This window comes from Ruegeria sp. CDSA021 (assembly GCF_059612325.1).
Map to the genome: position 1 here is coordinate 58,466 of NZ_JBXWQJ010000009.1, position 21,433 is coordinate 79,898.

The following is a 21,433-nucleotide window of genomic DNA, read 5'->3' on the forward strand; positions in this document are numbered from 1 at the left end:
CCAACGGCTTTGCGTTATTGGTCAGCTTTGGATCTTTGCGCCACGCCTCCCAAGGGTGTCGGTTGACAGCTGACCCAAGATTGGCAGCAGAGCGACCAAGGTCCATATATGGGCGCGCGGCTGTCATTGTCGTCGGGATTGAAATCCTGGGTTTATGAGTTTCAGGTCAGTTTCAGGTTCAAGATAAACGCGCTGCAGGCGTCTATCAGACCGTCGAAGCGGGAACTCTCCTTTACGTACAGGTAAACCTGCCGTCTGTCGCGTAGATCGGATAAATCCCTGAATGTGACGTTCTCGGGGATTATGCGAGCGACGGTCTGAGGAAGAAGTGTGATCCATTTGCCGGTTCCCACCATCGTTATGAGTGATTGTGTATTGTGGATGGTGACATCGACGTCGTCGAGCGCATTTACAAACTCTGGCGTCTCAATGAGGTCACACAGAGTATTTCGCACGAACGAGGTGGTTACTACATCTTCTACGGTTGGGGGCTCGGGCTTAGTCATCAGGGGATGATCAGCCGCGCACACCAGTCCGAACTGATCTTCAAACAAAGGATGCGCCTTCACACCTTTCACAGGATGAAAGCCGGACGCAATTCCAATATCGGCTTTGCCATCTGCAAGCGCATCCAGCACTTGACGCGTATCGGCGTCCCTGAGCTCGACCTTTGCACCGGGAAAACGACGCGTCATGTGTTCAAGCACAGTTGGGAAAACCAAAGCGGCGACAGAAGGGACGGATGCTATTCGGATCAACCCATTGGCCGCATGGGCGGCGGTTTCGATGGATTGCACTGTCTGGTCGAACTGGCGAACCTGTTTGAGGGACATCTCAAACACCTGCTCGCCCAAGACTGACAATTGGTTCTTTCTTTCCCCAACAAACAACTTTTTCCCCAAATGATCTTCAAATTGCTTCAGGGTCATCGAGACGGCGGATTGGGTTCGCCCTAATCGATCCGCCGCTTCGGACAAGTTTCCCGTTTGCGCGACGGTGCAAAAACAACGCAGCATTTCGATTTTAAGTGTCACGTTTCAGAAATCCTGAAATTTAGTTAATTTAATTGAATTTGACTGATATCGCGTAAGAAGTCCATTCTGGCCTCAACTTCTTTTATCTTGGGGCAAACCGTGACCAACCTGAACCTGATTGCTGGCGAATGGCTTGCCGGCGAAAGCGAGATTGAAAACCGTAATCCTTCGGACCTGAGCGACCTGGTTGGCCATTTCGCGCAAGCCAGCGCGGATCAGCTGGAGGCGACACTGGATCAGGCGCGCATCGCGCAAGCCGAATGGGCAGCCTATGGGCTCGAACGCAAGCAGGCCGTGTTGATGAACATTGGCAATGAGCTGATGACCCGCGCCGAAGAGTTGGGCAATTTGCTCAGCCGGGAAGAGGGCAAGCCGCTTGCAGAAGGGAAGGGCGAGGTCTATCGCGCTGGGCAGTTCTTCACCTACTATGCCGCTGAATGCCTGCGCCAGGTTGGAGAGAACGCGGATTCCGTGCGTCCTGACATTGAGATTGACGTGCGCCGCGAGGCGGTTGGGGTTGTCGCCGTCATCAGCCCGTGGAATTTCCCGACCGCAACAGCCTCGTGGAAGATTGCCCCGGCGCTGTGTTACGGCAATGCAGTGGTCTGGAAACCGGCCAACATTACACCTGCCTCTGCGGTGGCCCTGGCCGAGATCATCAACCGTCAGGACATTCCCGAGGGCTTGTTCAGCCTTGTCATGGGCTCGGGTCGGTCCATTGGACAACGGCTGGTGGAAAGCCCCAAGGTTAACGCCATTTCGTTCACTGGGTCGGTGCCAGTGGGTAAGGGCATTGCAGCGGCGGCCATCCAGAACCTGACTAAGGTGCAGATGGAGATGGGATCGAAAAACGCGCTTGCCGTGATGGACGACGCCGATCTTGACCTTGCAGTTTCGTTGGCGTTGGGCGGTGCGTTTGGGGGAACCGGTCAGAAATGCACCGCCTCGTCGCGGCTGGTGGTTCATGCTGCTGTGCATGACGCATTTGTCGAGAAACTGGTGGCTGGTGCACAGGCGATGAAAGTCGGTCACGCGCTGGAAGAGGGGACACAGATGGGGCCTGTCGTCAGCGCACAGCAATTGGCCGACAACCTGGCTTATGTCGATCTGGGCAAATCCGAAGGGGCGGAACTGGCCTGTGGTGGGCAGCGTTTGGAAATGCCGCATGATGGGTACTACATGAGCCCCGGCGTGTTCCTGAACACGACCAACGACATGCGTATCAACCGGGAAGAGATGTTCGCGCCGCTGACCTCGGTGATCAAGGTCGACAGCTACGATGAAGCGCTCGCAACCGTGAATGACACCAATTTCGGTTTGACCTCGGGCATCGTCACGCAAAGCCTGGCCCGCGCCACGCATTTCCGGCGCAACGCGCGCACCGGGGTCGTGACTGTGAACCTGCCGACGGCGGGCACCGACTATCACGTGCCTTTTGGCGGACGCGGCGACAGTTCTTACGGCCCACGTGAACAGGGCAAGGCCGCGGCCGAGTTCTATACAACGGTCAAAACCGCATATATCAGCGCGGGAAAGCCAGTGTGATGCGGATAGATGGTCTGCAATACGCCAATTGGTCCGAGAAGATTTTTCGGCAATTGCGCGAAGGAGGCGTGGACGCGATCCATGTCACCATCGCCTATCACGAGAATTTCCGCGAAACTGTTCTGAACTTTGAAAAGTGGAACCGCTGGTTCGAACAATACCCGGATCTGATCATGAAAGGGCTGTGGGCCAGCGATATCGACACCGCTCGGGCAACAGGGCGCACGGCGGTGTTCTTTGGGTTTCAGAACCCATCGCCCATCGAAGATGACATTGGGTTGGTCGAAATCGTCCATACGCTGGGCGCGCGGTTCATGCAGCTGACCTATAACAATCAATCGCTGTTGGCGACGGGATGTTACGAAGCCGAAGACACCGGGATCACCCGCATGGGGCGTCAGGTGATCAAAGAGATGAACCGGGTCGGGCTTGTTGTTGACATGAGCCATTCAGCCGACCGTTCCACCATCGAGGCGGCCGAGTTGTCCGAGCGTCCGATTGCGATTACCCACGCAAACCCGTTTGATTGGGCCCCTGCCCTTCGCAACAAGCGCGACACGGTAATCCGAGCGGTGACTGAAAACGGTGGGATGCTGGGATTTTCGGTCTATCCTCATCACTTGAAAGACAAGTCGGGCTGCACCCTTGAAAGCTTCTGCGAGATGATTGCGCGGACCGCTGAGCGATTCGGAGCGAAACATCTCGGGATCGGCACGGATCTGTGTCAGGATCAGCCCGACAGTGTCGTCGAATGGATGCGGGTTGGCCGTTGGTCGAAGCAGATCGACTATGGCGAGGGGTCGGCAAGTAACCCCGGATTCCCCCCGATGCCGTCCTGGTTTCGGGACAATCGGGATTTTGGAAACCTTGAAGAGGGATTGCGTGCGACCGGCCTGAACGATGAAGAAGTGGCGGGTATCATGGGCGGAAACTGGTATAGGTTCTTTGCTGAGAACTTCGGTGCTCAGGGGTAGTCGGATGGACACTCAAGCGCAGACACAGATTGAAAGGCGAGACCCGGCCACCGTTATGCGGCTGTCGCGGCTGGGGTCGTTGCATCAGTGTCGGCTGAGTTTCATGCGGCAGTTGACCCGCCGAATGGCCAGTGAAAACTGGTCATTCACGCGGCCTGTCTTCGACATTGACACCAATGGCGTCGGTCGGGCGGTCTATACCGCTCAAGGGCCGGACCGGGCGTACTCTCTGGTTGCCTTCGCACATGACCTACCACCGGAACAACGCTCGGACCGCGTGATTGCCGAGGCGTGGGATGCCACTTTTGCCTTGTTCGACGGTATTCCGACCGAGGCTGATATCGAACGCCTTTCTCAAAACGTACCTCTGCAAGAGGCCGGACGGGTGTGCGAGAGCGAGTTGTCCTTGTCCCGCGCCAATCGCTCGGTTCGCCTTTGGGATCATGTTGTGGAGTCTCTGGCCGCAGGGCATCAGCCGGATGTGGAGCAGATCTATCAGGTCGGGTACCTGATGCGTACGACTGCTGTCTATGGCTCGGGCAAATTTGGCGCGGCAGATCGGGAGAAAGTTGCAGACCGGTCCGAGACTCAGGCCCCATTTCAGGTTGAGATGCTTTCGGTCTTCCTGACCCGGACGTTTGTACGTGATCTGGTGCAGCATATGGCAAATGTCAAAGGCTGCGGCCAGGCCGCGACTTTGGACCCCGAGATTGCCCGCTGGCTTGGCATTGGTAACTCCACCGGTCTTGGCATGGCGCCCTTCATCGTCAACCACCCGGTTCTGTTCAACAACTGGATCATGGTGCGGGAAGAGGCGATAGCACGGGTTCGGTCTGTGGAAGTGGCCAGTACGACTGAGATCTCTCAGTTCCGGGATGTCTTTGAACGCAGCCAGTTGTCGATGTCGTGGTGGCGGTCCGAGCATCCTATCCAGATTGGTAAACTTGAAGAACTAAACGCGGACCTGCATTTGATTGCCGAGTACTTGCGCCACAACGACCTGAGGGGAAGCAGCCCTTGGAATCGGGTGATGAGCTGGTCAGAAACCAAGCTTAGCGAAGAAGGTCAGGAGTTTCTGGCGTCGTTGATCCTGGAGCCTTATGGCGATCTTGTGGATGGGCTGACCTCTTGCATGGCAGACAGCTGCACGCAGGCGTTTGTGATCGATGGGACCATGCTCATCGGGAAGGTCTGCGACCTGATCCGGGAAACATACGCCTGGGCTTTAGACCTGGATTGGGAAGCCCGCGAGAACTGCGCCCGGGCCTGGTACGTGTCGGAGGAAAAGCTGGAACCCCGCATGGGCGAACGGTTTGATGAACCCATTTCAGACTATGAACAACCTCTGGCCCCGGCACGGGATGCAGCGGCTGTCTATGACGCGCTGCAGGGTTGGGAAGACACGAAACCCGTGGCCGAATTCCTGCTGCACCACCCGGAACATCGCCATACGATCCGGCGTATTCAAATGACCACCTCCGCGCCTTACGGCGAGATCCGGGACAACACAATTGGGTCTAAGGTGCTGCCCATCGACATGCTGCGGGCAAAGCTTTCTTTCTTTGGCGCGACCCATTTTGACCCCCGCTCAGATCGATGGGTTCGTATCTGCATGTATTCCGGTGCGCCGTATCCGGAAGAGCTGACTTCAGAAAGCGCGGATCTCTGGGTCTACCCGCAGGAACCAACATGAATTTTTCACTTAACGAGATGGAAGCGACCGCCAAACGCGCGACACGTGGCGCGGGCTATTCCTGGGGGCAGGCTGAAGAGGCGTCGAAGGCGGCCCGCTGGCTGTGCGCGCAGGGAATGGACGGGGCCGGGGTTTTGGCAGGGCTGTTGGAGCAGGGGCTGGCCTCGGACCCGGCGGCGCATCGTCCCGGGCGGATTGATCGTCTCTGGCTGAGTGAAGGAGCGTTGTGTCCATTATCCGCGGGGCCTTTGTTGTCTGATGCCGCCCACTTGTTGAAAACGGGCCCGGTAGAGATGCGGAATGTCGCCGCGCCCGCTTTGTTGCTGCCGTTTGCGTGCCATGCAGCTCGCCTTTTGAAAGAGGTGCTGACGATCGAGATCGACGGTGCGCAAATGATGACGGACGGGGAACGGCTTGTGGCCCCGGACAGTTTGCCCGAGACGGTCCACAAGGTTGTGGTTACACATGGGGGGGCGCTTACTACCCCTCGTAAACAAAATGCGCGCGCTTGTCCTGACCCACAGGATTGGGGCGTACTGAACCGCTTTGCCCACCGCACCTATGCCCCCGCAACCGAAGAATCCCGCCTGCTGGGTGCAGGGTCCGGGCTTTCTGACAATGATTGAAGAGATGCCAAAGTGACCGATACACAAACCCTGACCCTTGCTGAGATCGAAGACCTGTCCTTCCGCGCGCTGGTTGCCGCAGGGACATCCGAAGAAAATGCCCGCCCGCTGGCGCAGGCCACGGCGGCAACCGAAGCCGATGGCGTTGCAAGTCACGGGCTGGCCTATATCCCGATTTATTGCGAGCATGTGCAATGCGGCAAGGTCGATGGGAAGGCGGTTCCGGTTCTGTCGCGCCCAAAACCCGGCTTGGTGGCGGTTGACGCCGCAACAGGCTTTGCCCATTCGGCTATCGACGCAGGGTTCGAGGCCCTGATCCCGGCGGCTCGAGAACAGGGTGTTGCGGTGCTGGCCATCAAAAACAGCTATAACTGTGGCGTTTTGGGCTACCACACCTATCGGCTGGCCCAGGCTGGGCTGGTGGGTCTGGGATTTACCAATGCCCCTGCCTCGATTGCACCTTCCGGGGGATCGAAGCCCGTGGTTGGCACCAACCCCTTTTCCATCGCAGCGCCCGGAGTCGATGGCGAACCCGCCCTTTTGATCGACCAAAGCGCCAGCACCATTGCCAAAAGCGAGGTCATGAAACATGCCCGCGAAGGCAAGCCGATCCCTGTCGGGTGGGCACTGGATGCAGAGGGTAATCCCACAACCGACCCGGAAATTGGTTTGAAAGGGTCGATGGCACCGTCGGGCGGGTACAAGGGCGTTGGCGTTGCTTTGACCGTCGAGCTTTTGGCCGCAGCGCTGACCGGTGCCACATTGGGCATCAACGCGTCACCATTTTCCGGAACGGCGGGTGGTCCACCGAAAACAGGCCAATTTTTCATAGCGATTGATCCTGATGCGACGGCCTCTGGTGGATTTGAAAACGGCGTTTCAGCTCTGGTAGGGGCGATCCGTTCTCAAGAAGGCGCTCATCTACCCGGAGATGGTCGCGGGGCCAAACGGTTGGCCGCCCGCACAACGGGCGTCGCGGTCAGCAAGGCAACACTGGCCAAGATCGAAAGCTTTTTGTAGGGCGCGTCCGAAACGGGTTTGGCGGGCCCACACGCATAGAAATCCACTGAGGCCAAAGGCGAAAAGCACGTCGGATTCACCGGCGTGCCAAATGGATTCCTGCGATAGTGCAGCGTACCGAACCACCGGCCATTTCGATTGTCGGAATGGGAAGCGGTACGAGTTCCGCGCTCTTTTCGATGATTATTTTCTGATCTTCCGTCAACGCATCAAAAGCTGTTTGTGACAAAGCAAGAATTCGACCGTTTCTGCCCTGAAGTTCAATCGCGTTACCAGCGAAGGCTTCGATCTGGTCATGGCTGAGTTCGACCACGTCACGGCCGGATTGCCCGAGACGCTCGACGATTTCTTTGCGGCGGTTTTCGTCAGTGATCATGCCTGCACCGATCAGCGCATAGTCCGTACCGATGCACATAAGAACGTTTGTGTGATACACTGCCACACCCTGTGCATCAGTTGCGGCGAACGCCATCGGCTCATAGTTGAAGTGAGTGCAGAAACGCTCCAACAGGATCGGGCTTGTTCGATCAGATTCAACTGCATAGGCAACACGTTCGGCATGATCGATGACCATGGCGCCGGTACCTTCAAGGAACAGATTGTCCTGCTCAAGCCCCGAGTAATCGATGATATCCTGCACTCGGTACTTTTGCTTGAGCAATTCGATCACGTCGGTTCGACGCTCCAGACGTCGGTTCGGCGCCATCATCGGATAGATCGCGACATGTCCACCAGCATGGGTTGAAAACCAGTTGTTGGGGAAAACGCAGTCTGGGGTGCGGTTGTCGTCTCCCTCGAATACATGAACAAGTACACCGTGCTGGCGCACGATTTCCGCCGACCGTGTTGCCTCGTCATATGCCTGCTTGGCGATATTGTTGCTTGAAGGCAGGCTTGCCTGGAACACGTTGTCGCCGGTTTCCGTATTCACCGAAAAATGGTGCGGACGGATCATGACCACAGAAGAAGGGGCTTGAATGCTGGGCTTTTCCATTTGGTGATCTTTCAAACAGTCCGTTACTTTGCGCGCAGCAACATGCCGAACAGATCGCGGGGATCGTCCGGGTCAGCCAACATGTCTAGGTCTTGATAGAATTCCGTATCTTTGACGCGGTCACGGATGAAACGTAGGGCCGAGAAATCCTCGATCGCAAAGCCGACACCGTCGAACAGAGTGATCTGACGATCGCTGGTCCGGCCTTGCTTGGCGCCGGTGATGACTTCCCACATTTCTGTCACACCGAAATCTTCTGGCATCTGTTGAATCTCACCCTCAACACGAGTTTGCGGCGGATATTCCACGAAAACGTCCGAGCGCAGCAAAATGTCCTTGTGCAACTCGGTTTTGCCGGGGCAGTCGCCACCGATGGCGTTGATGTGCACACCAGCGCCGACCATGTTGTCGGTCAGAATTGTTGCGTTTTGCTTGTCAGCCGTACAGGTGGTGATGACCTGAGCGCCCTCGATAGCGTCTTCTGGTGTTTCACAAGCCTTAATGTTGAACCCGCGCCCTTCAAGGTTGCGGACCAGTTTCTCGGTCGCCTTGCTGTCGACGTCATAGAGGCGCAGAGTGTCGATACCGCAGAGCACTTTCATCGCGGTGGCCTGGAATTCGGACTGGGCGCCGTTCCCGATCATCGCCATGCAGCGTGCCCCCTTGGGGGCCAAATGCTTGGCAACCATAGCAGATGTTGCTGCGGTACGCAGCGCCGTCAGAATCGTCATCTCGGTCAGCAGAACCGGATAACCTGTATAGACATCCGCAAGCAGACCGAAGGCGGTGACGGTTTGCAGACCTTCTTTGGTGTTTTTCGGATGGCCATTGACGTACTTGAAGCCATACGCTTCGCCATCCGAAGTCGGCATCAATTCGATCACACCAACTTCCGAATGGCTTGCCACGCGCGGGGTTTTGTCAAATTTTTCCCAACGACGGAAATCGTCCTCAATGTAAGACGCAATTCCTTCCAGCATGGCCTCAAGTCCGATGCTGTGCACAAGGCGCATCATGTTTTCGACACTAACGAAAGGAACATATGCGAGTTCGGATGGGGACGGTTTGGTCATGGGTGCACTTTCGAATCTTGGTTTTCTTCATTATCTTCTGTAAGAAATTTTGAATAAATGAGCTAATTGCTTAAAATTAGCCCCCTCGACTAAGCGAAATGCTAAGCAATTTTGTGCAGAAAGCTAAACATGACAAAGCAAAGCCATAGCAAGCACATCTACGATGACCTCGACCGCAAACTAATCTCTTTGCTTCGTCGCGACGGTCGAGCACCTGTATCAAAGCTTGCGGACGTGCTTGGTGTGACACGGGCCACGGTTCAAAGCAGGATGGACCGATTACTGGAAACGGGCGCGCTTCTGGGGTTCACGGCCCGCGTTCGCGAAGATTATGAAGAAGACTATATCCGTGCGATCATGATGATCGAAGTCATCGGAAAATCCACCAGTCAGGTCATTCGGGCGCTGCGTGGAATGCCCGAACTCTTCACGTTGCACACGACAAACGGCAATTGGGATCTGGTTGCGGAAGTCAGGGTTGCCAGGTTGCACGATTTTGATCGGGTTTTGCGCGAAGTTCGCATGATCGACGGAGTGTCGAACAGTGAAACAAGCCTGCTTCTTTCGAGTGTTTGACTGTCCGTTGTCAGCCATTTCTAGCGCTGGGAAGAAGAGCAAAGGCTGCTCATCTGATCCAGCTTAGCGGTTAGTTTCCTTGCAAAACCGCAAACCGTAACGCTTTCCATAATTGGCCATGAATAGTTGCACGTGACGTTGGTCCTTGTATCCGCGATGCTTGATTTGTGATCGTGTGCTTGGCAACACATCAGAAATCGACCCGCTACCCTTTTCTATCGCGCTTCAGAGGGACATGAACAATGAAATGGAAAAAGACACTTCAGATTGTTGATGCTCACTGCGGAGGCGAGATCGGGAAGGTTGTGACATCGCAAGTGCTTGAGATTCCGGGCGCGACGATGCTGGATCGGATGAACTATATCAATAATACCGATGACAGCCTGCGCCGCTTGTTGACGATGGAGCCACGAGGGTCTGCGCCTATGTCCGTCAATTTGCTGATGCCGCCACTGCGGCCCGATGCAGATGCGGGTTTGATCGTCCTTCAGGCCGACAGGGCACATCCGATGTCCGGATCCAACGCGATCTGCGTCACGACTGTTCTTCTAGAGACCGGCATTCTGCCGATGCAAGAGGGGCAGAATATTGTGCGGCTTGACACCCCGGCCGGTCTGGTGACGGCGAACGCCACATGCCTTGATGGGCGTTGCGAAAAAGTCGCGCTGGATATGACGCCGGCCTTTGTTCAGGATCTCGACGTCGCCATCGACACTGAACGCTTTGGCCGTGTGTCCGCAGATATCGCTTTTGGCGGTGTCTTTTACGCGCTGGTGGATGTGGAACAGCTGGGCTTTCGGATTGATCCTGACAACGCAACACAGCTTGTCGATGCCGGAACTTACCTGAAAACCCAATTCGAACAGCACGTGGCTGTGCGACACCCTGAAAACCCGGACCTGAATAACTTGGCTTACGTGATGTTCCGCCAACGTGAAGAGGATGGGGCCATTCGCACCTGCACGACCATGAAGCCGGGGCGGCTGGATCGTTCTCCATGCGGGACCGGCAGTTCAGCGCAGCTGGCAGTGATGGACGCAAAGGGTGAGGTCAAATCTGGCGATGTCCTTGTTACACGTTCGATTATCGGGTCGGAATTCCGGGTCGAGCACAAAGGCGCGAAAACGCTATCTAGCGGCGATCCGGCTATTCTGCCCAACATCACCGGCAGCGCGTGGATTTATGGGGTGTCGCAGATTGGGCTGGACCCAACCGATCCTTTCCCAAAAGGTTTCATACTGGGCGACACCTGGGGACCGTACGCCCACGAGCTTTAGGTCAATCACCTGCGGTCCGATTGTCCCAGACCCCAAGTTTCCTGCGCATTTTGAAGTAATGATGAAGATGAAAAAATTCCTACGCCATGTCGAAAATCGATCCGCATTGACGTCCTTGAGGTGTGAACCGAATGATGAAAGGAAATTCACAATGAAATACATGCTATTGCTCTACGCAGCGCCCGACAAAGAACCTGCTTACGGGACCCCGGAATTTGATGAAATGATGGCCAGTTTTGCTGCAGTCAGTGAAACCATGGTGAATGACGGTGTATTCATAGGGGGTGAAGGTTTGCAGGGGACCGAGACGGCAACCTCGTTGCGGATCAAATCCGGCCAGGTTGAAACGATGGATGGCCCCTTTGCCGAAACCCGCGAGCACTTGGGCGGGTACTATGTCTTGGATGTCCCGGACCTGGACACCGCATTGAAATACGCCGCGTCAATTCCCATCGCCCATTTTGGCACTGTCGAAGTTCGGCCACTGTTGGATTTCAATCAGGCAGGTTAAGCGATGAAGAACGCCGCCCCCAAAGCTATTGCAGTCAACCGATTGGTTGAGCACGTGATGCGCCAGAACAGGGGGCGGCTGTTGGCTGGGCTGTTTACACGGCTCGGTGATTTCCAGCTGGCAGAGGACGCATTGCAGGAAGCGTCCGTTTCCGCCCTCAAGCATTGGGGTCGATCCGGGCCTCCTCATGATCCGGTTGCTTGGTTGATGAAGGTTAGTTTCCGCAAAGGGATCGATCTTATCCGAGACAGACAACGGGAACTAAGGAAATCGGACGTGATACGTATCGAGGAACTGGCTGATGCTGAAAGCAAAACACCTCAGATTATTCCCGACGAACGTCTTCGTCTGATCTTCGCATGTTGCCACCCCACGCTAGAAGAAAAATCCAGAGTCGCCCTTACACTGCGAACAGTTTGCGGCCTGACCACTCGAGAAATCGCAGCCGCTTTTCTTGATTCCGAACAAACAATGGGACAACGCCTGTCTAGGGCCAAGGCGAAAATCAAGTCCAAAGGGCTATGTTTCGCGGTTCCGGAGCCAGCAGAGTGGGACACACGCCTTGGAACTGTTTTATCGACACTCTACCTGATTTTCACTTCCGGCTACGTAAACGAGGACACTGGGCCTCGGGACCTGTGCCAGGAAGGTATCTTCCTGGCGCGCCTCTTGAATGAACTTCGATCGAATGAGGCTGAAATCAAAGGCGCGCTGGCCCTTATGTTGTTAACGGATGCAAGGCGTCCTGCACGAGTTGACGTTCACGGGGCTATCGTGCCCGTGGAAGACCAGGATCATCGTCTCTGGCCGGAAGACATTGTGGCAGAAGCCCGCAAGATCTTGGGAAATGCCGTAAGGCAATTGCAGCCAGGTCCGTTTCAGATCAAGGCGGCCATCGCAGATTGCCACATGGCGCGCCCCACACCCGATTGGCCGCAGATGGCGCTACTCTACGGGTCGCTTTGGGTGTTCGAACCAACACCTGTTGTCGCGTTGAACTGGGCAGTGGTTCTTGCCGAAACTGGACAAGCTGAACTTGCGTTGCAGAGGCTCGACGAGTTGCAGTCAAGTCTAAGCAACTTTCAGCCCTGGTATGCGGCCCGCGCGCATATTCTGGAAAAGCTTGGACGCACTTCGGAAGCGCACACGGTTTATCAGACAGCCATTCGACTGGCACCAAATGATGCATCGCGAAAGTTCCTGAGCCGGAAGGTGCAAGCCATCACCATCTGAAAGCGCGCGTTTTCAGGTGCAACACCATCGGAGAGTTTTCGACCCCCTCAATTGGACGCGAAGTAGTTCAGAGCCAAAGACGCAGCTTTGTCTGAAAACGGTGCCTGTCAAACCTCTAAGGATCTTGAGAGGGTTGGCTGCCGCCGTTAGCTGACCACATGGCTGGCAACACCACCCGTCCTCATGCAACCTGCGCCGATGCCGTTGATCAAAATCATCCGCTTCAGTACGGGTTCTTTCCAAAGGAATGATATCTAGCAGAAACTGCCTCAACCGAGTCAGTTCAGCATGTTGGTTGGTGTGGAATACAGCCTGAGGCAACATGTTTTCCCAATGGCTCACTAGGCGCATGAGACGCAAGTGTTTCCACTTTCCCTTCGGCCTGACGTGTCAGGGTGGTGACAGTGCGCGACCCGGTCGGTTTTTCGGCCTCAACCAACCAAGATCGGGTTTTTGGCGGTCTCGCATGCGGTGGGGTCCTTTCCCAAAAACTCTATGACTTGAGCCTTAGCCTGCTTGAGCTTACCAATCAGGTAGAGAATGGCAGGCAAAAGAACGGCGTGACTGCTTCAGATGCTAGGGAAAAGGGCGATCAAATGAGCTTTAACGTCAAACTCTCAGGCGTAATGCCTGCGCTTGTCACCCCCTTCGGGGTTGATGACAAGATTGATTTCAAGGCGTTCGAAAACCTGCTGACCCATTTTCGCGAAGCGGGGGTGACAGGCTGGGTTCCAAACGGATCGACCGGCGAATACTTTAGTCAGTCGACAGAAGAACGCCGTCAGGTGCTGCAATTCGTCAAGGATTTTGCCCGCGGTGATGAGGTTCTGATTGCCGGAACCAACGCGCCTGCGACCCGTGAGGTGATCGAACAGACCGCGATGGCCAAGGAAATCGGGTATGACAATGTGCTGCTGGCGCCACCGTTCTACACGCGCCCCACGCAAGAAGAACTGATCACGCATTACGAAGCGGTTCTGGCCGAGGTTGACGTGAACATCGTGCTTTACAGCTATCCGCTTAAGGACGGGGCCGATATCTCTTTTGAATTGATGGACCATTTCGCCGACAATCCCCGCGTGATTGGTATCAAGGAAAGCTCTGGCGTGTTGCAGCGTGCGATCGATATCGCTTCGCGCTACGAAGGCAAGATTCAGTTGGTATCCGGTTCGGACGACATCGCCCTGGATTTTATGTTCTGGGGTGCCGATAGTTGGATTTGCGGACCGTCGAACTGCATGGCTAAGGCGTGTTGCGAACTGGACCGCCTGTATAGAGCGGGTGAATTGGCATATGCCAAGGACCTGATGAAAAAGCTCTACCGTGCGATGAATATCCTGGAATGCGGCAAGTTTGTTCAGAAAATCAAGTTCGGTGCAGAGTTGCAAGGGCTGAATGTAGGCGAATGCCGCGCCCCTCTGGGGCCGTTGACTGACGCTGAGAAGGCTGAGTTTGCTGAGGCCATGAAGCCCATTTTGGCGATGTAAGCCACAGGCCGACCCAGAAGTATCGAAAAAAGAACAGGAGCGAACCATGACCGAGAAAACATGCCTTATCATCGGTGGAGGACGTGGGATGGGAGCAGCCACTGCCCGTGAGATGCACGGGCGGGGCTACAAGATGGCGTTGATGTCGCCTTCTGAGTCCTGTGAGTTGTTGGCTCAGGAACTGGATGGGGTCGCACATCGTGGTAAAGCGGAAAATGCCGAGGATACGCAGGCAGTCTTTGATCTGGCCATGTCTACTTTTGGCCGCATCGACGCCTGCCTGATCCATGTTGGTGGACCGCCCAAAGGTGACCTGCTGGACATTCCCGAAGAAGACTGGGACCGCGCACATGAGATGGTTTTGAAACCTGTCATCCGCATGGCCAAGCTGCTTACCCCCGTGATGGAGGCGCAGGGCGGTGGGTCAATCGTGAACATCACCACGTTCTCGGCCTTCGAGCCATCCCTGACGTTCCCGACCTCCAGCGTGTACCGCGTCGGTGTGTCCAGTTTCACCAAGCAATTCTCGGATCGGTACGGCCCGGCGAATATCCGTATGAACTGCTTGCTGCCGGGGTTCACCGACAGTCTTGACCTGCCACATAAATTTGCCGAAATGTCTGCGCTTGGTCGTTTGGCCCGGGCCGAAGAACAGGCCAAGGCTGCCGCCTTTTTGTTGAGTGAAGACAGTAGCTATATCACCGGTCAATCCCTGCGCGTAGATGGCGGCGTGACCCGGCATATGTAAGTGTTTACGGCGCTGGTCTTGGGGCGGCTTTTTCAGAGTTGAGGAATGCGCAGATGCGTTTGGGGTTCATCGGAACGGGCGTTATTACCGAGGCTGTTATAACCGGGCTTCTGGCGTCCGATGTCGATATCGATACAATTTTTGTAACACAGCGCAATCGCTTGGTGTCTGCCCGGCTGGCTGCATTCAGCGATCACGTGATGATCTGCGACACGTCGCAAGAGGTTTTAGACCGCTCGGATCTGGTGTTTCTGGCAGTTCGCCCGCAGGACGCGCAAGAGGTTCTTACACCCTTACTCTTCACCGAAGGACAGCACCTGTGCAGTCTGATTGCTTCTGTGACCCATGAGACGTTGCAAGATTGGATTGTTACACCTGTCCGCCTGTTCAGGTCGATCCCTTTGCCTTCGGTGGCACAACATCGTGGCGTAACCATTCTGTTTCCGCATGATCCGGTAGGCGACATGCTGTTTGGTCCACTTGGCACAGTGGTCAGCGCCAGAACCGTGGAAGAATTCGACGCGTTTGCATCCGCCAGCGCCCTGATGGGGACGTATTTCGGCGTACTTGAGGCAGCTTCGGATTGGATGCAATCTAGCGGGATCGGGCAAGAGGATGCGCGAAGTTACCTGAGCGGCGTATTTGCGGGGCTGGCGCAGACGGCGGTGGAGAACCCTGGAAAATCGTTTGATGTGCTGCGCTCCGAACATTCGACACCGGCGGGGTTGAATGCTCAGGTCTTTGAGGTTTTTTCTGAAGCCGGTGGAACAGACGCGCTGAAAGCTGGCTTGGACAGCGTCATGCAGCGGCTTACTACAGCCCGAGAGGCGGCCGTAGAACCAGAGACTTAGGTCGGCACTCATGAGCTGACAGGGCAATGCAGCTGCCATCCTGCCAAATGTCACAAGCGGTATTGGGACAACAATTCGCAAGCATTTCGAAACCAAGACGACGCTGGTTGTCTGCGTGGGACCGTGATGACAGTTTAGGGGCTGACAGAATTTCAGGGTTGATCGATGTTGCGCCCCGCCCTAGCGTTCGACATATGTCAAAGTTTGTTCATCTTGTTATCCTGGAGCGCCACTGCGCTCATCGTCGAAAGCGTTTCGCAGGATAGCGGTTCCCGGCATGTACCACCTGGGCGAAACTTTATCCGGATACTTGAGATGAATGAATTTACCGAAATTCCAGTGCTTGATCTGGCACCCTTGATCCATGGCGAAGACACAACCAAACTGTCGCTGGAATTCCTTGAGGCGTATGGAAAGACGGGGTTTGGTTATGTGATAAACCACGGGGTGGACCCGAATGTGCGCGCTGCCGTGTTTGCTGCCTCGAAACGGTTTCACGCTTTGTCAGGGGCTGCAAAAGGGGCCATCGCTCTCGACAAAAACCATCGCGGTTATATCGCCATAAACACGTCGACGGACGTGAACTCCGATTTGGCCAAAGTGACAAAGCCGAACCAGTCTGCGTCGTTCATGATGATGAGAGAGGACGCAGAGGTTGACCCGAATGTCTATCTGTCCGGGCCAAATCAATGGCCGGAACTGGATGGGTTCCGAGATTCCTGCGAAACCTACGCGAAAGCGATGACCGGATTGGGTCACAAGCTGTTAGGGTTGGCCTTGGACGCAATTGGGGTAGAGGATCGTGCGATCCTTGCGGCGTTTCAAGAGCCGACGATCTGGTTGCGTCTGCTGCACTATCCGCCACAGCCCCCGCAAGCCCCGGATGATCTGTTCGGATCAGCCCCACACAAGGACTTTGGGGTTTTGACACTGTTGGCGCAGGATGATGTTGGAGGTTTGCAGGTTCAGACACCTTCGGGCCATTGGGTCGACGCGCCGCCGATTGAAGATGCATTTGTGGTCAATGTTGGGGACATGTTGCATCGGTTGTCCAATGGCAAGCTCTTGTCCACGCCACATCGGGTGATCAATTCCAGTGGGCGAGAGCGTTATTCCGTGCCGTTCTTTTTCGATCCGAATGTATCTGCTGATATCGCACCGCTTCCGGGCACAGGGAGGGCCGAGTTTGCGCCTTTGAATTTTGGCGAATTTTTAAGGAGCGAGCTGGAAGCCAGTTATGAGGCCCACCAAGATGACACATCGGGTTCCGAGCCTTGACCGCAGCTTGAGAACACTCTAGGCCCGGCGTCCTTTGCAAATACATCTCGGAGACATGCGCCATGGCCCCTACCAGCCCGTGGATCGGAATCGACTTTGGCACGTCGAACTCAGCGGTTGCCTATCTGGATGCTGGCGCGCCCCGACTGCTGAAGGTGGATGCCGCTGCGACAACGCTTCCCACCACCTTCTTCTTTGATTTCGACACGCGCGCAACCCTGATCGGTGAGACAGCCAACCAGGCGCTGCTGGAGGGGCTGGAAGGGCGCTTCATGCGGGCGCTTAAACGGGTCTTGGGCACCACGCTGATGCATGAAAAGCGACAGATCCTGAATGAACGGGTGACATTTGTCGAGGTCATCGGCTCTTTTTTGCGTAAGCTGAGACAGCGGGCGGAGGCCGAGCGCGGCGTTCCGTGCACACGTGTCGTTTCAGGTCGCCCCGTGGTCTTTCACGGTGTGAACGACCCGCGTGAAACTCAGGCCGAGGCGGACTTGCGTGCGTGTTATGAGGCCGCCGGGTTTACGGACATTCGATTTTGTCCCGAACCTGCCGCAGCTGCCGTCGCAACTGGCGCGATTGGGCGGGGGTCGATGACGGGTGTGGTTGTCGATATCGGCGGCGGTACGTCGGACTTTTCGGTTTTTCAGGCCAGTCCGTCAGGGGTTGAAATTCTGGCCAATTATGGTGTGCGTATCGGTGGTACGGACTTTGACCGCGCGATCAGCATAGATCGGGTAATGCCCGTATTGGGCAAAGGCTCGATGATCCGGGATGTTTTTGGAGACGGGCTATCGCAGACTCCCAATGCGATCTTCAATGACCTTGCAACGTGGGAGATGATCCCGTTTCTCTATACGGCGCAAAACCGGCGTTTGGTTGGTGATATGCTGAAGCAAGCGGAATCGCCCGAGCGGTTAGGTCGGCTCGCTGCGGTTCTTGAGCATGAATTGGGCCACGAACTGGCTTTTGCGGTAGAGCGCGGGAAAATTGCTGTGAACTCAGGCACGAAGGACCCGGCAATCGAATTGAACATGCTGGAGAAAGGGCTGTCGGCCCCACTGAACGATGCTCTGGTGGCAGACTGTCTCGCTACACATGCAGCACGTTTGGATGGCGGAGCGCAAGAGGTGCTGCGCCTTGCCGGGTTCAGCGCAGATCAGATCGACCGTGTCGTCTATGTTGGCGGTTCCAGCCTGATGGCTGTGGTACCGGAAACGATGCGGCGCGTGTTTCCGGCGGCAGAGCATTCCTTTGCTTCGGTTTTTACCGCGGTTGCCGAAGGTCTGGCCATCATGGCTGGACGTGAGGGCGAATAAAAGACCGCGTTCAATAGCGGAAAGAGCCCCGCCTCGTATCGGAAACGGGTGTCATCCAGCGACATGTACAGGTGAGCTGCGTACTGTCAAACTGCGCTGATGAGTGGCATTTCGTCTGCGCGACCTTGTGGGGCGCGCCGTTGCGTGGCCCGGTGTTGCCCCAGCACGCGCAGGCGCGTCTCTTGGAAACGTTCAGCTGGTTGAGTAAATGGTTAATACAAGCACGACGACGAGCGGGGCTCAGTAGGGCTGCGCGTTCAGGCCTGCAAATCATCCACTGGATGATTTACATTTCGGCCTTCATCCCTTGTGGCTTCCCTCAGGATCAGTTTGTCCAACGTCAGATCAGAAACTGCACGTCGCAATCGCTCGTTCTCTTTTTGAAGCCGCTTCAGTTCTTTCAACTGATCTACGCCCATTCCCCATTCTCCGTTAGGCTCGAACCAATGGCGCCTTCAACAACGCCAATCTGTCTCATCGCATCAAGACGGGACATGCCTTGCCCCATCAGAACTTCAACCAGCCGTAACTTTGAGACAATCTCTTCGGGCTTCGGTCTCATGTTGGCCATTCTTAGTCCTCCGTTTCCTAAACATAGGGGTGGACCAGTTCAGGTGTGGATGCTCATTGGATGTCCGCCATGCGCGCGGGGGATAAATTGACGATTGCAGGAATCAATAGGATCGGCGAACCGATTTCCTTTACGAATGACCTGAAAGGCGAGATCGCAGAAGGGCCTCGAAGATGCATGGCCGCACCACATACTGACACACTGAATTTTAGGCAGACAAAAATAAATTTTGATCTTCCCTAAATAATTCTATTGAATGGCTTGCACTTTCCGAACCTCAGGAGACCACGAATGCAAGCCCCTACCGAGCGTGCCAAATCCAAGCAGAAAGGTAAGCCGACCGAGCTGGGGCAGGCCATTCGCAGGCGTCGAAAGGCAATGGGAAAGACACTGGACCAGGTGGCGAAATCTGCTGAGCTGACAACCGGATTTCTGTCACAGGTTGAGCGCGGGTTGAGCTCTCCTTCACTGACATCCTTGATGTCGATTGCGGCCGCGTTGCAGACCAGTGTCGAACAATTGCTCAGCGTGCCCGAGGTGTTCTCGCAATACGTTGCGCGTGACAATCGCCAGTCATATTCGCTTGGAACGCGTGGTCGGTTTTATGAAAAACTGGGTCCAGGCTTTGCCGGAGCGTTGTTTCACCCACAGATTGTGCACCGCCCACCAGGGCATGTATCCGAGCACATGTGCCACACCGGGGAAGCCTTTTGCTATTTGCTGTCCGGGCAGTTGGAATATCACCTTGGAGATCAGGTTTTTACGATGTCACCGGGTGACGTGATTCATCATGACACGTCAACGCCACATTACTCGATTGTGCTGGGTGAGACCGAGGCGGTTGAGCTTTGGGTGACGACTTCACCAATCAATAACACCGCAAACGAAAATTCACCTTCATAAAAAAATTTGCAGCGTTACTAAAAAAAACTTTAGTATTGTTAAAAACTGGGTATTCTCCCATCGCATGAAGCAGATGCTTTTGCGGGAGGAAAAGAGAATGCACTTGAAATCGGTATTGGGACTGGTTGTTGCCTCATCATTGGCAATGCCGGCATTAGCGCAGGAAAGAGGCGGCACGCTGAACTTCGCGCGATACGACGGGTCAAGGTTGATTGACCCGATCTATGCGGATCGAAACCCCGATATTTGGATGGTCGGGAGCCTTTTCGACACGTTGCTGCGTGGCAGTGCCGATGGGAATTCCGTTGAGCCCGGGCTGGCCGAGACGTTTTCGGTCTCTGACGATGGCAAGACGGTTTCGCTGACGCTGCGAGAGGGTGTTCTTTTTGCCGACGGATCATCCATGTCGGGTGAAGATGTCGTGTTCTCTCTGGACCGGGCGCGGAACCCGGATCTTAGCCCATGGGCGGGCCTGCTGGGTTCGATTGACAGCGTTTCAGCCGATGGCAATGCGGTCACGATTTCCTTGAAGGATGCGGACCCGACGATTCTGTCGATGCTGGCCACGTTCAACACGGCGGTTGTGTCAAAAGCGGCATATGACGCAGCACCGGGTGATACGGATCAGAATAAATCTGCGGCGATCTTTGCCTCGACATCTGCCGGCGTCGGCTCTGGCCCGTTCTATCTTTGCGGTTTCGAACAAGGGGCCTCGATGGATTTCTGCGCCAACGAGCACTACTGGCGTATTGGGGCGGACGGAAAGCCGCTGCCTTATCTGGAAGGTGTACACTTCGAGATCATCCCGGATGACGCCACACGCATACTGAGCTTGCAAGCTGGTGAAGTAGACGCAGCCGAGTTTATCCCGTTCAGCCGCGTGGCCGAGCTGGAGGCTGATCCAAACATCAACATGCAGCTCTACCCATCGACTCGGATCATCTATTCTCCGATCAACACGCGCGACACGCGCGCTGACGGATCGCCAAACCCGTTGGCGGATGCCCGCGTGCGGCAGGCGTTGAACTATGGCACCAACAAAGATGCCTTGATCGGTGTGGTTCTGCACGGCGCGGGTCAGCCGATGAGCTCACCACTGATGGCGAAGGCAACTCAATATGCATCTGATCTTAGCCCTCTCTATTCGTACGACATGGACAAGGCCAAGGCGCTGATCTCCGAAGCCGGTCTGGAACCGGGGACCGAGGTCACGCTGACGACGCTGGCAGGTTCAGCTGATGACGCGACCATCTTTGCGGCATTGCAACAGATGTGGGCGCCTTTGGGTATCGAATTGGTGGTCGAACAGGTTGATGGCGCCACGCGTGGTGCCAAGAATCGCTCGGGTGAGTTCGACATCCACACCTATGGCTGGGTCAACGATGTAAACGACCCAAGCCAGGTCGTGGGCTGGCTGGGATATACGCCCACCGCCAAGGCTGTCGGCACGGGTTGGGAGAATGCCGAGTTCAACTCGCTTTTCGAAGAAGCCGCGAAAGAGATGGACCCCGAGGCGCGCAAGGCCAAGTTCGCCAAGATGCAGGACCTCTATGCCGAAGCAGCGCCTCTGCTGTTTATGTATGAGACCCCCTTCGCAGTGGCGCTGGGAACTGCGGTCGAGGGCTATGTTCAGACGCCCTTGGGTAATAACATCTTCGATGAAGCCACAGTCAGCCGGTAAGAGCTGAAGCCTTTGCCTCGCCGCACCCTGGCGGCGGGG

Annotated in this window: 19 protein-coding genes and 1 pseudogene; 16 read left to right on the forward strand and 4 right to left on the reverse strand. The window is 55.7% G+C overall.

What is annotated here, in order from left to right; all coding sequences use genetic code 11:
- Positions 1-161: 161 nt before the first annotated feature.
- On the reverse strand, positions 162-1,034 hold the full coding sequence (locus AC2FLD_RS13355; protein WP_496671537.1) for a LysR family transcriptional regulator: 873 nt from the start codon (positions 1,032-1,034) through the stop codon (positions 162-164).
- 99 nt (positions 1,035-1,133) lie between these two features.
- Here AC2FLD_RS13355 and AC2FLD_RS13360 point away from each other — a divergent pair, with 99 nt between their 5' ends.
- The 5 genes from AC2FLD_RS13360 to AC2FLD_RS13380 are packed head-to-tail and all read left to right on the forward strand — an operon-like array spanning position 1,134 to position 6,892.
- Complete coding sequence (locus AC2FLD_RS13360) at positions 1,134-2,579, forward strand: aldehyde dehydrogenase family protein (protein WP_496671540.1); 1,446 nt, start codon at positions 1,134-1,136, stop codon at positions 2,577-2,579.
- A complete protein-coding gene (locus AC2FLD_RS13365) occupies positions 2,579-3,553 on the forward strand; it encodes a membrane dipeptidase (protein WP_496671660.1) in 975 nt (324 codons plus the stop codon). The genes AC2FLD_RS13360 and AC2FLD_RS13365 overlap by 1 nt, the downstream gene beginning before the upstream one ends.
- A gap of 4 nt (positions 3,554-3,557) precedes the next feature.
- On the forward strand, positions 3,558-5,246 hold the full coding sequence (locus AC2FLD_RS13370; RefSeq protein WP_496671543.1) for a hypothetical protein: 1,689 nt from the start codon (positions 3,558-3,560) through the stop codon (positions 5,244-5,246).
- Positions 5,243-5,872, forward strand: coding sequence for a DUF3726 domain-containing protein (locus AC2FLD_RS13375; RefSeq protein ID WP_496671546.1), 630 nt, complete (start codon positions 5,243-5,245; stop codon positions 5,870-5,872). Before AC2FLD_RS13370 ends, AC2FLD_RS13375 begins: the two co-directional genes overlap by 4 nt.
- A 12-nt stretch (positions 5,873-5,884) precedes the next feature.
- A complete protein-coding gene (locus tag AC2FLD_RS13380) occupies positions 5,885-6,892 on the forward strand; it encodes an Ldh family oxidoreductase (RefSeq protein WP_496671549.1) in 1,008 nt (335 codons plus the stop codon).
- A gap of 76 nt (positions 6,893-6,968) precedes the next feature.
- Here the strand turns inward: AC2FLD_RS13380 and ctlX are convergent, their stop codons facing one another.
- Positions 6,969-7,886 (reverse strand): citrulline utilization hydrolase CtlX, encoded by a 918-nt coding sequence (gene ctlX / locus AC2FLD_RS13385; RefSeq protein WP_496671551.1) that lies wholly within the window; start codon positions 7,884-7,886, stop codon positions 6,969-6,971.
- Positions 7,887-7,909: 23 nt separating this feature from the next.
- Positions 7,910-8,959 carry an ornithine cyclodeaminase gene (ocd, locus tag AC2FLD_RS13390; protein ID WP_496671554.1) on the reverse strand — a complete coding sequence of 350 codons (1,050 nt, stop codon included), beginning with the start codon at positions 8,957-8,959 and terminating at the stop codon, positions 7,910-7,912.
- A gap of 129 nt (positions 8,960-9,088) precedes the next feature.
- Here ocd and AC2FLD_RS13395 point away from each other — a divergent pair, with 129 nt between their 5' ends.
- The 9 genes from AC2FLD_RS13395 to AC2FLD_RS13435 all read left to right on the forward strand — a co-directional run bounded on the left by AC2FLD_RS13395 (position 9,089) and on the right by AC2FLD_RS13435 (position 18,239).
- Positions 9,089-9,535 carry an Lrp/AsnC family transcriptional regulator gene (locus AC2FLD_RS13395; RefSeq protein WP_050604332.1) on the forward strand — a complete coding sequence of 149 codons (447 nt, stop codon included), beginning with the start codon at positions 9,089-9,091 and terminating at the stop codon, positions 9,533-9,535.
- 242 nt (positions 9,536-9,777) lie between these two features.
- A complete protein-coding gene (locus AC2FLD_RS13400; RefSeq protein ID WP_496671557.1) occupies positions 9,778-10,812 on the forward strand; it encodes a proline racemase family protein in 1,035 nt (344 codons plus the stop codon).
- A gap of 151 nt (positions 10,813-10,963) precedes the next feature.
- Complete coding sequence (locus AC2FLD_RS13405; RefSeq protein WP_496671560.1) at positions 10,964-11,323, forward strand: YciI family protein; 360 nt, start codon at positions 10,964-10,966, stop codon at positions 11,321-11,323.
- Between the two features lie 3 nt (positions 11,324-11,326).
- Complete coding sequence (locus AC2FLD_RS13410) at positions 11,327-12,556, forward strand: RNA polymerase sigma factor (protein ID WP_496671563.1); 1,230 nt, start codon at positions 11,327-11,329, stop codon at positions 12,554-12,556.
- Between the two features lie 596 nt (positions 12,557-13,152).
- Positions 13,153-14,043 carry a dihydrodipicolinate synthase family protein gene (locus AC2FLD_RS13415; RefSeq protein WP_496671565.1) on the forward strand — a complete coding sequence of 297 codons (891 nt, stop codon included), beginning with the start codon at positions 13,153-13,155 and terminating at the stop codon, positions 14,041-14,043.
- Between the two features lie 46 nt (positions 14,044-14,089).
- Positions 14,090-14,791 carry an SDR family oxidoreductase gene (locus tag AC2FLD_RS13420; RefSeq protein WP_496671568.1) on the forward strand — a complete coding sequence of 234 codons (702 nt, stop codon included), beginning with the start codon at positions 14,090-14,092 and terminating at the stop codon, positions 14,789-14,791.
- 53 nt (positions 14,792-14,844) lie between these two features.
- Positions 14,845-15,642: a pyrroline-5-carboxylate reductase gene (locus tag AC2FLD_RS13425; RefSeq protein WP_496671570.1), complete on the forward strand. Its 798-nt coding sequence runs from the start codon at positions 14,845-14,847 to the stop codon at positions 15,640-15,642.
- A gap of 315 nt (positions 15,643-15,957) precedes the next feature.
- Positions 15,958-16,920 (forward strand): isopenicillin N synthase family dioxygenase, encoded by a 963-nt coding sequence (locus AC2FLD_RS13430; protein ID WP_496671573.1) that lies wholly within the window; start codon positions 15,958-15,960, stop codon positions 16,918-16,920.
- A 62-nt stretch (positions 16,921-16,982) separates the two neighbouring features.
- Positions 16,983-18,239 (forward strand): Hsp70 family protein, encoded by a 1,257-nt coding sequence (locus AC2FLD_RS13435; protein ID WP_496671576.1) that lies wholly within the window; start codon positions 16,983-16,985, stop codon positions 18,237-18,239.
- 95 nt (positions 18,240-18,334) lie between these two features.
- Here AC2FLD_RS13435 and AC2FLD_RS13440 read toward each other — a convergent pair.
- Positions 18,335-18,810 (reverse strand): annotated as a pseudogene (locus AC2FLD_RS13440) (hypothetical protein); the annotation flags it as partial.
- A gap of 291 nt (positions 18,811-19,101) precedes the next feature.
- Between AC2FLD_RS13440 and AC2FLD_RS13445 the strand changes: the two are divergent.
- Entirely contained in the window at positions 19,102-19,713 is a 612-nt protein-coding gene (locus tag AC2FLD_RS13445) for a helix-turn-helix domain-containing protein (RefSeq protein ID WP_496671578.1), read from the forward strand.
- A gap of 97 nt (positions 19,714-19,810) precedes the next feature.
- On the forward strand, positions 19,811-21,394 hold the full coding sequence (locus AC2FLD_RS13450; protein ID WP_496671580.1) for an ABC transporter substrate-binding protein: 1,584 nt from the start codon (positions 19,811-19,813) through the stop codon (positions 21,392-21,394).
- Positions 21,395-21,433 lie beyond the last annotated feature (39 nt).

Bases quoted from the DNA above. Each gene is read 5' to 3' on its own strand.
- AC2FLD_RS13400 (WP_496671557.1), top strand. From the start codon at position 9,778: ATGAAATGGAAAAAGACACTTCAGATTGTTGATGCTCACTGCGGAGGC.
- AC2FLD_RS13425 (WP_496671570.1), top strand. From the start codon at position 14,845: ATGCGTTTGGGGTTCATCGGAACGGGCGTTATTACCGAGGCTGTTATA.
- AC2FLD_RS13420 (WP_496671568.1), top strand. From the start codon at position 14,090: ATGACCGAGAAAACATGCCTTATCATCGGTGGAGGACGTGGGATGGGA.
- ocd (WP_496671554.1), bottom strand. From the start codon at position 8,959: ATGACCAAACCGTCCCCATCCGAACTCGCATATGTTCCTTTCGTTAGT.
- AC2FLD_RS13450 (WP_496671580.1), top strand. From the start codon at position 19,811: ATGCACTTGAAATCGGTATTGGGACTGGTTGTTGCCTCATCATTGGCA.
- ctlX (WP_496671551.1), bottom strand. From the start codon at position 7,886: ATGGAAAAGCCCAGCATTCAAGCCCCTTCTTCTGTGGTCATGATCCGT.
- AC2FLD_RS13415 (WP_496671565.1), top strand. From the start codon at position 13,153: ATGAGCTTTAACGTCAAACTCTCAGGCGTAATGCCTGCGCTTGTCACC.
- AC2FLD_RS13370 (WP_496671543.1), top strand. From the start codon at position 3,558: ATGGACACTCAAGCGCAGACACAGATTGAAAGGCGAGACCCGGCCACC.
- AC2FLD_RS13395 (WP_050604332.1), top strand. From the start codon at position 9,089: ATGACAAAGCAAAGCCATAGCAAGCACATCTACGATGACCTCGACCGC.
- AC2FLD_RS13410 (WP_496671563.1), top strand. From the start codon at position 11,327: ATGAAGAACGCCGCCCCCAAAGCTATTGCAGTCAACCGATTGGTTGAG.
- AC2FLD_RS13430 (WP_496671573.1), top strand. From the start codon at position 15,958: ATGAATGAATTTACCGAAATTCCAGTGCTTGATCTGGCACCCTTGATC.
- AC2FLD_RS13445 (WP_496671578.1), top strand. From the start codon at position 19,102: ATGCAAGCCCCTACCGAGCGTGCCAAATCCAAGCAGAAAGGTAAGCCG.
- AC2FLD_RS13435 (WP_496671576.1), top strand. From the start codon at position 16,983: ATGGCCCCTACCAGCCCGTGGATCGGAATCGACTTTGGCACGTCGAAC.
- AC2FLD_RS13405 (WP_496671560.1), top strand. From the start codon at position 10,964: ATGAAATACATGCTATTGCTCTACGCAGCGCCCGACAAAGAACCTGCT.
- AC2FLD_RS13375 (WP_496671546.1), top strand. From the start codon at position 5,243: ATGAATTTTTCACTTAACGAGATGGAAGCGACCGCCAAACGCGCGACA.
- AC2FLD_RS13365 (WP_496671660.1), top strand. From the start codon at position 2,579: ATGCGGATAGATGGTCTGCAATACGCCAATTGGTCCGAGAAGATTTTT.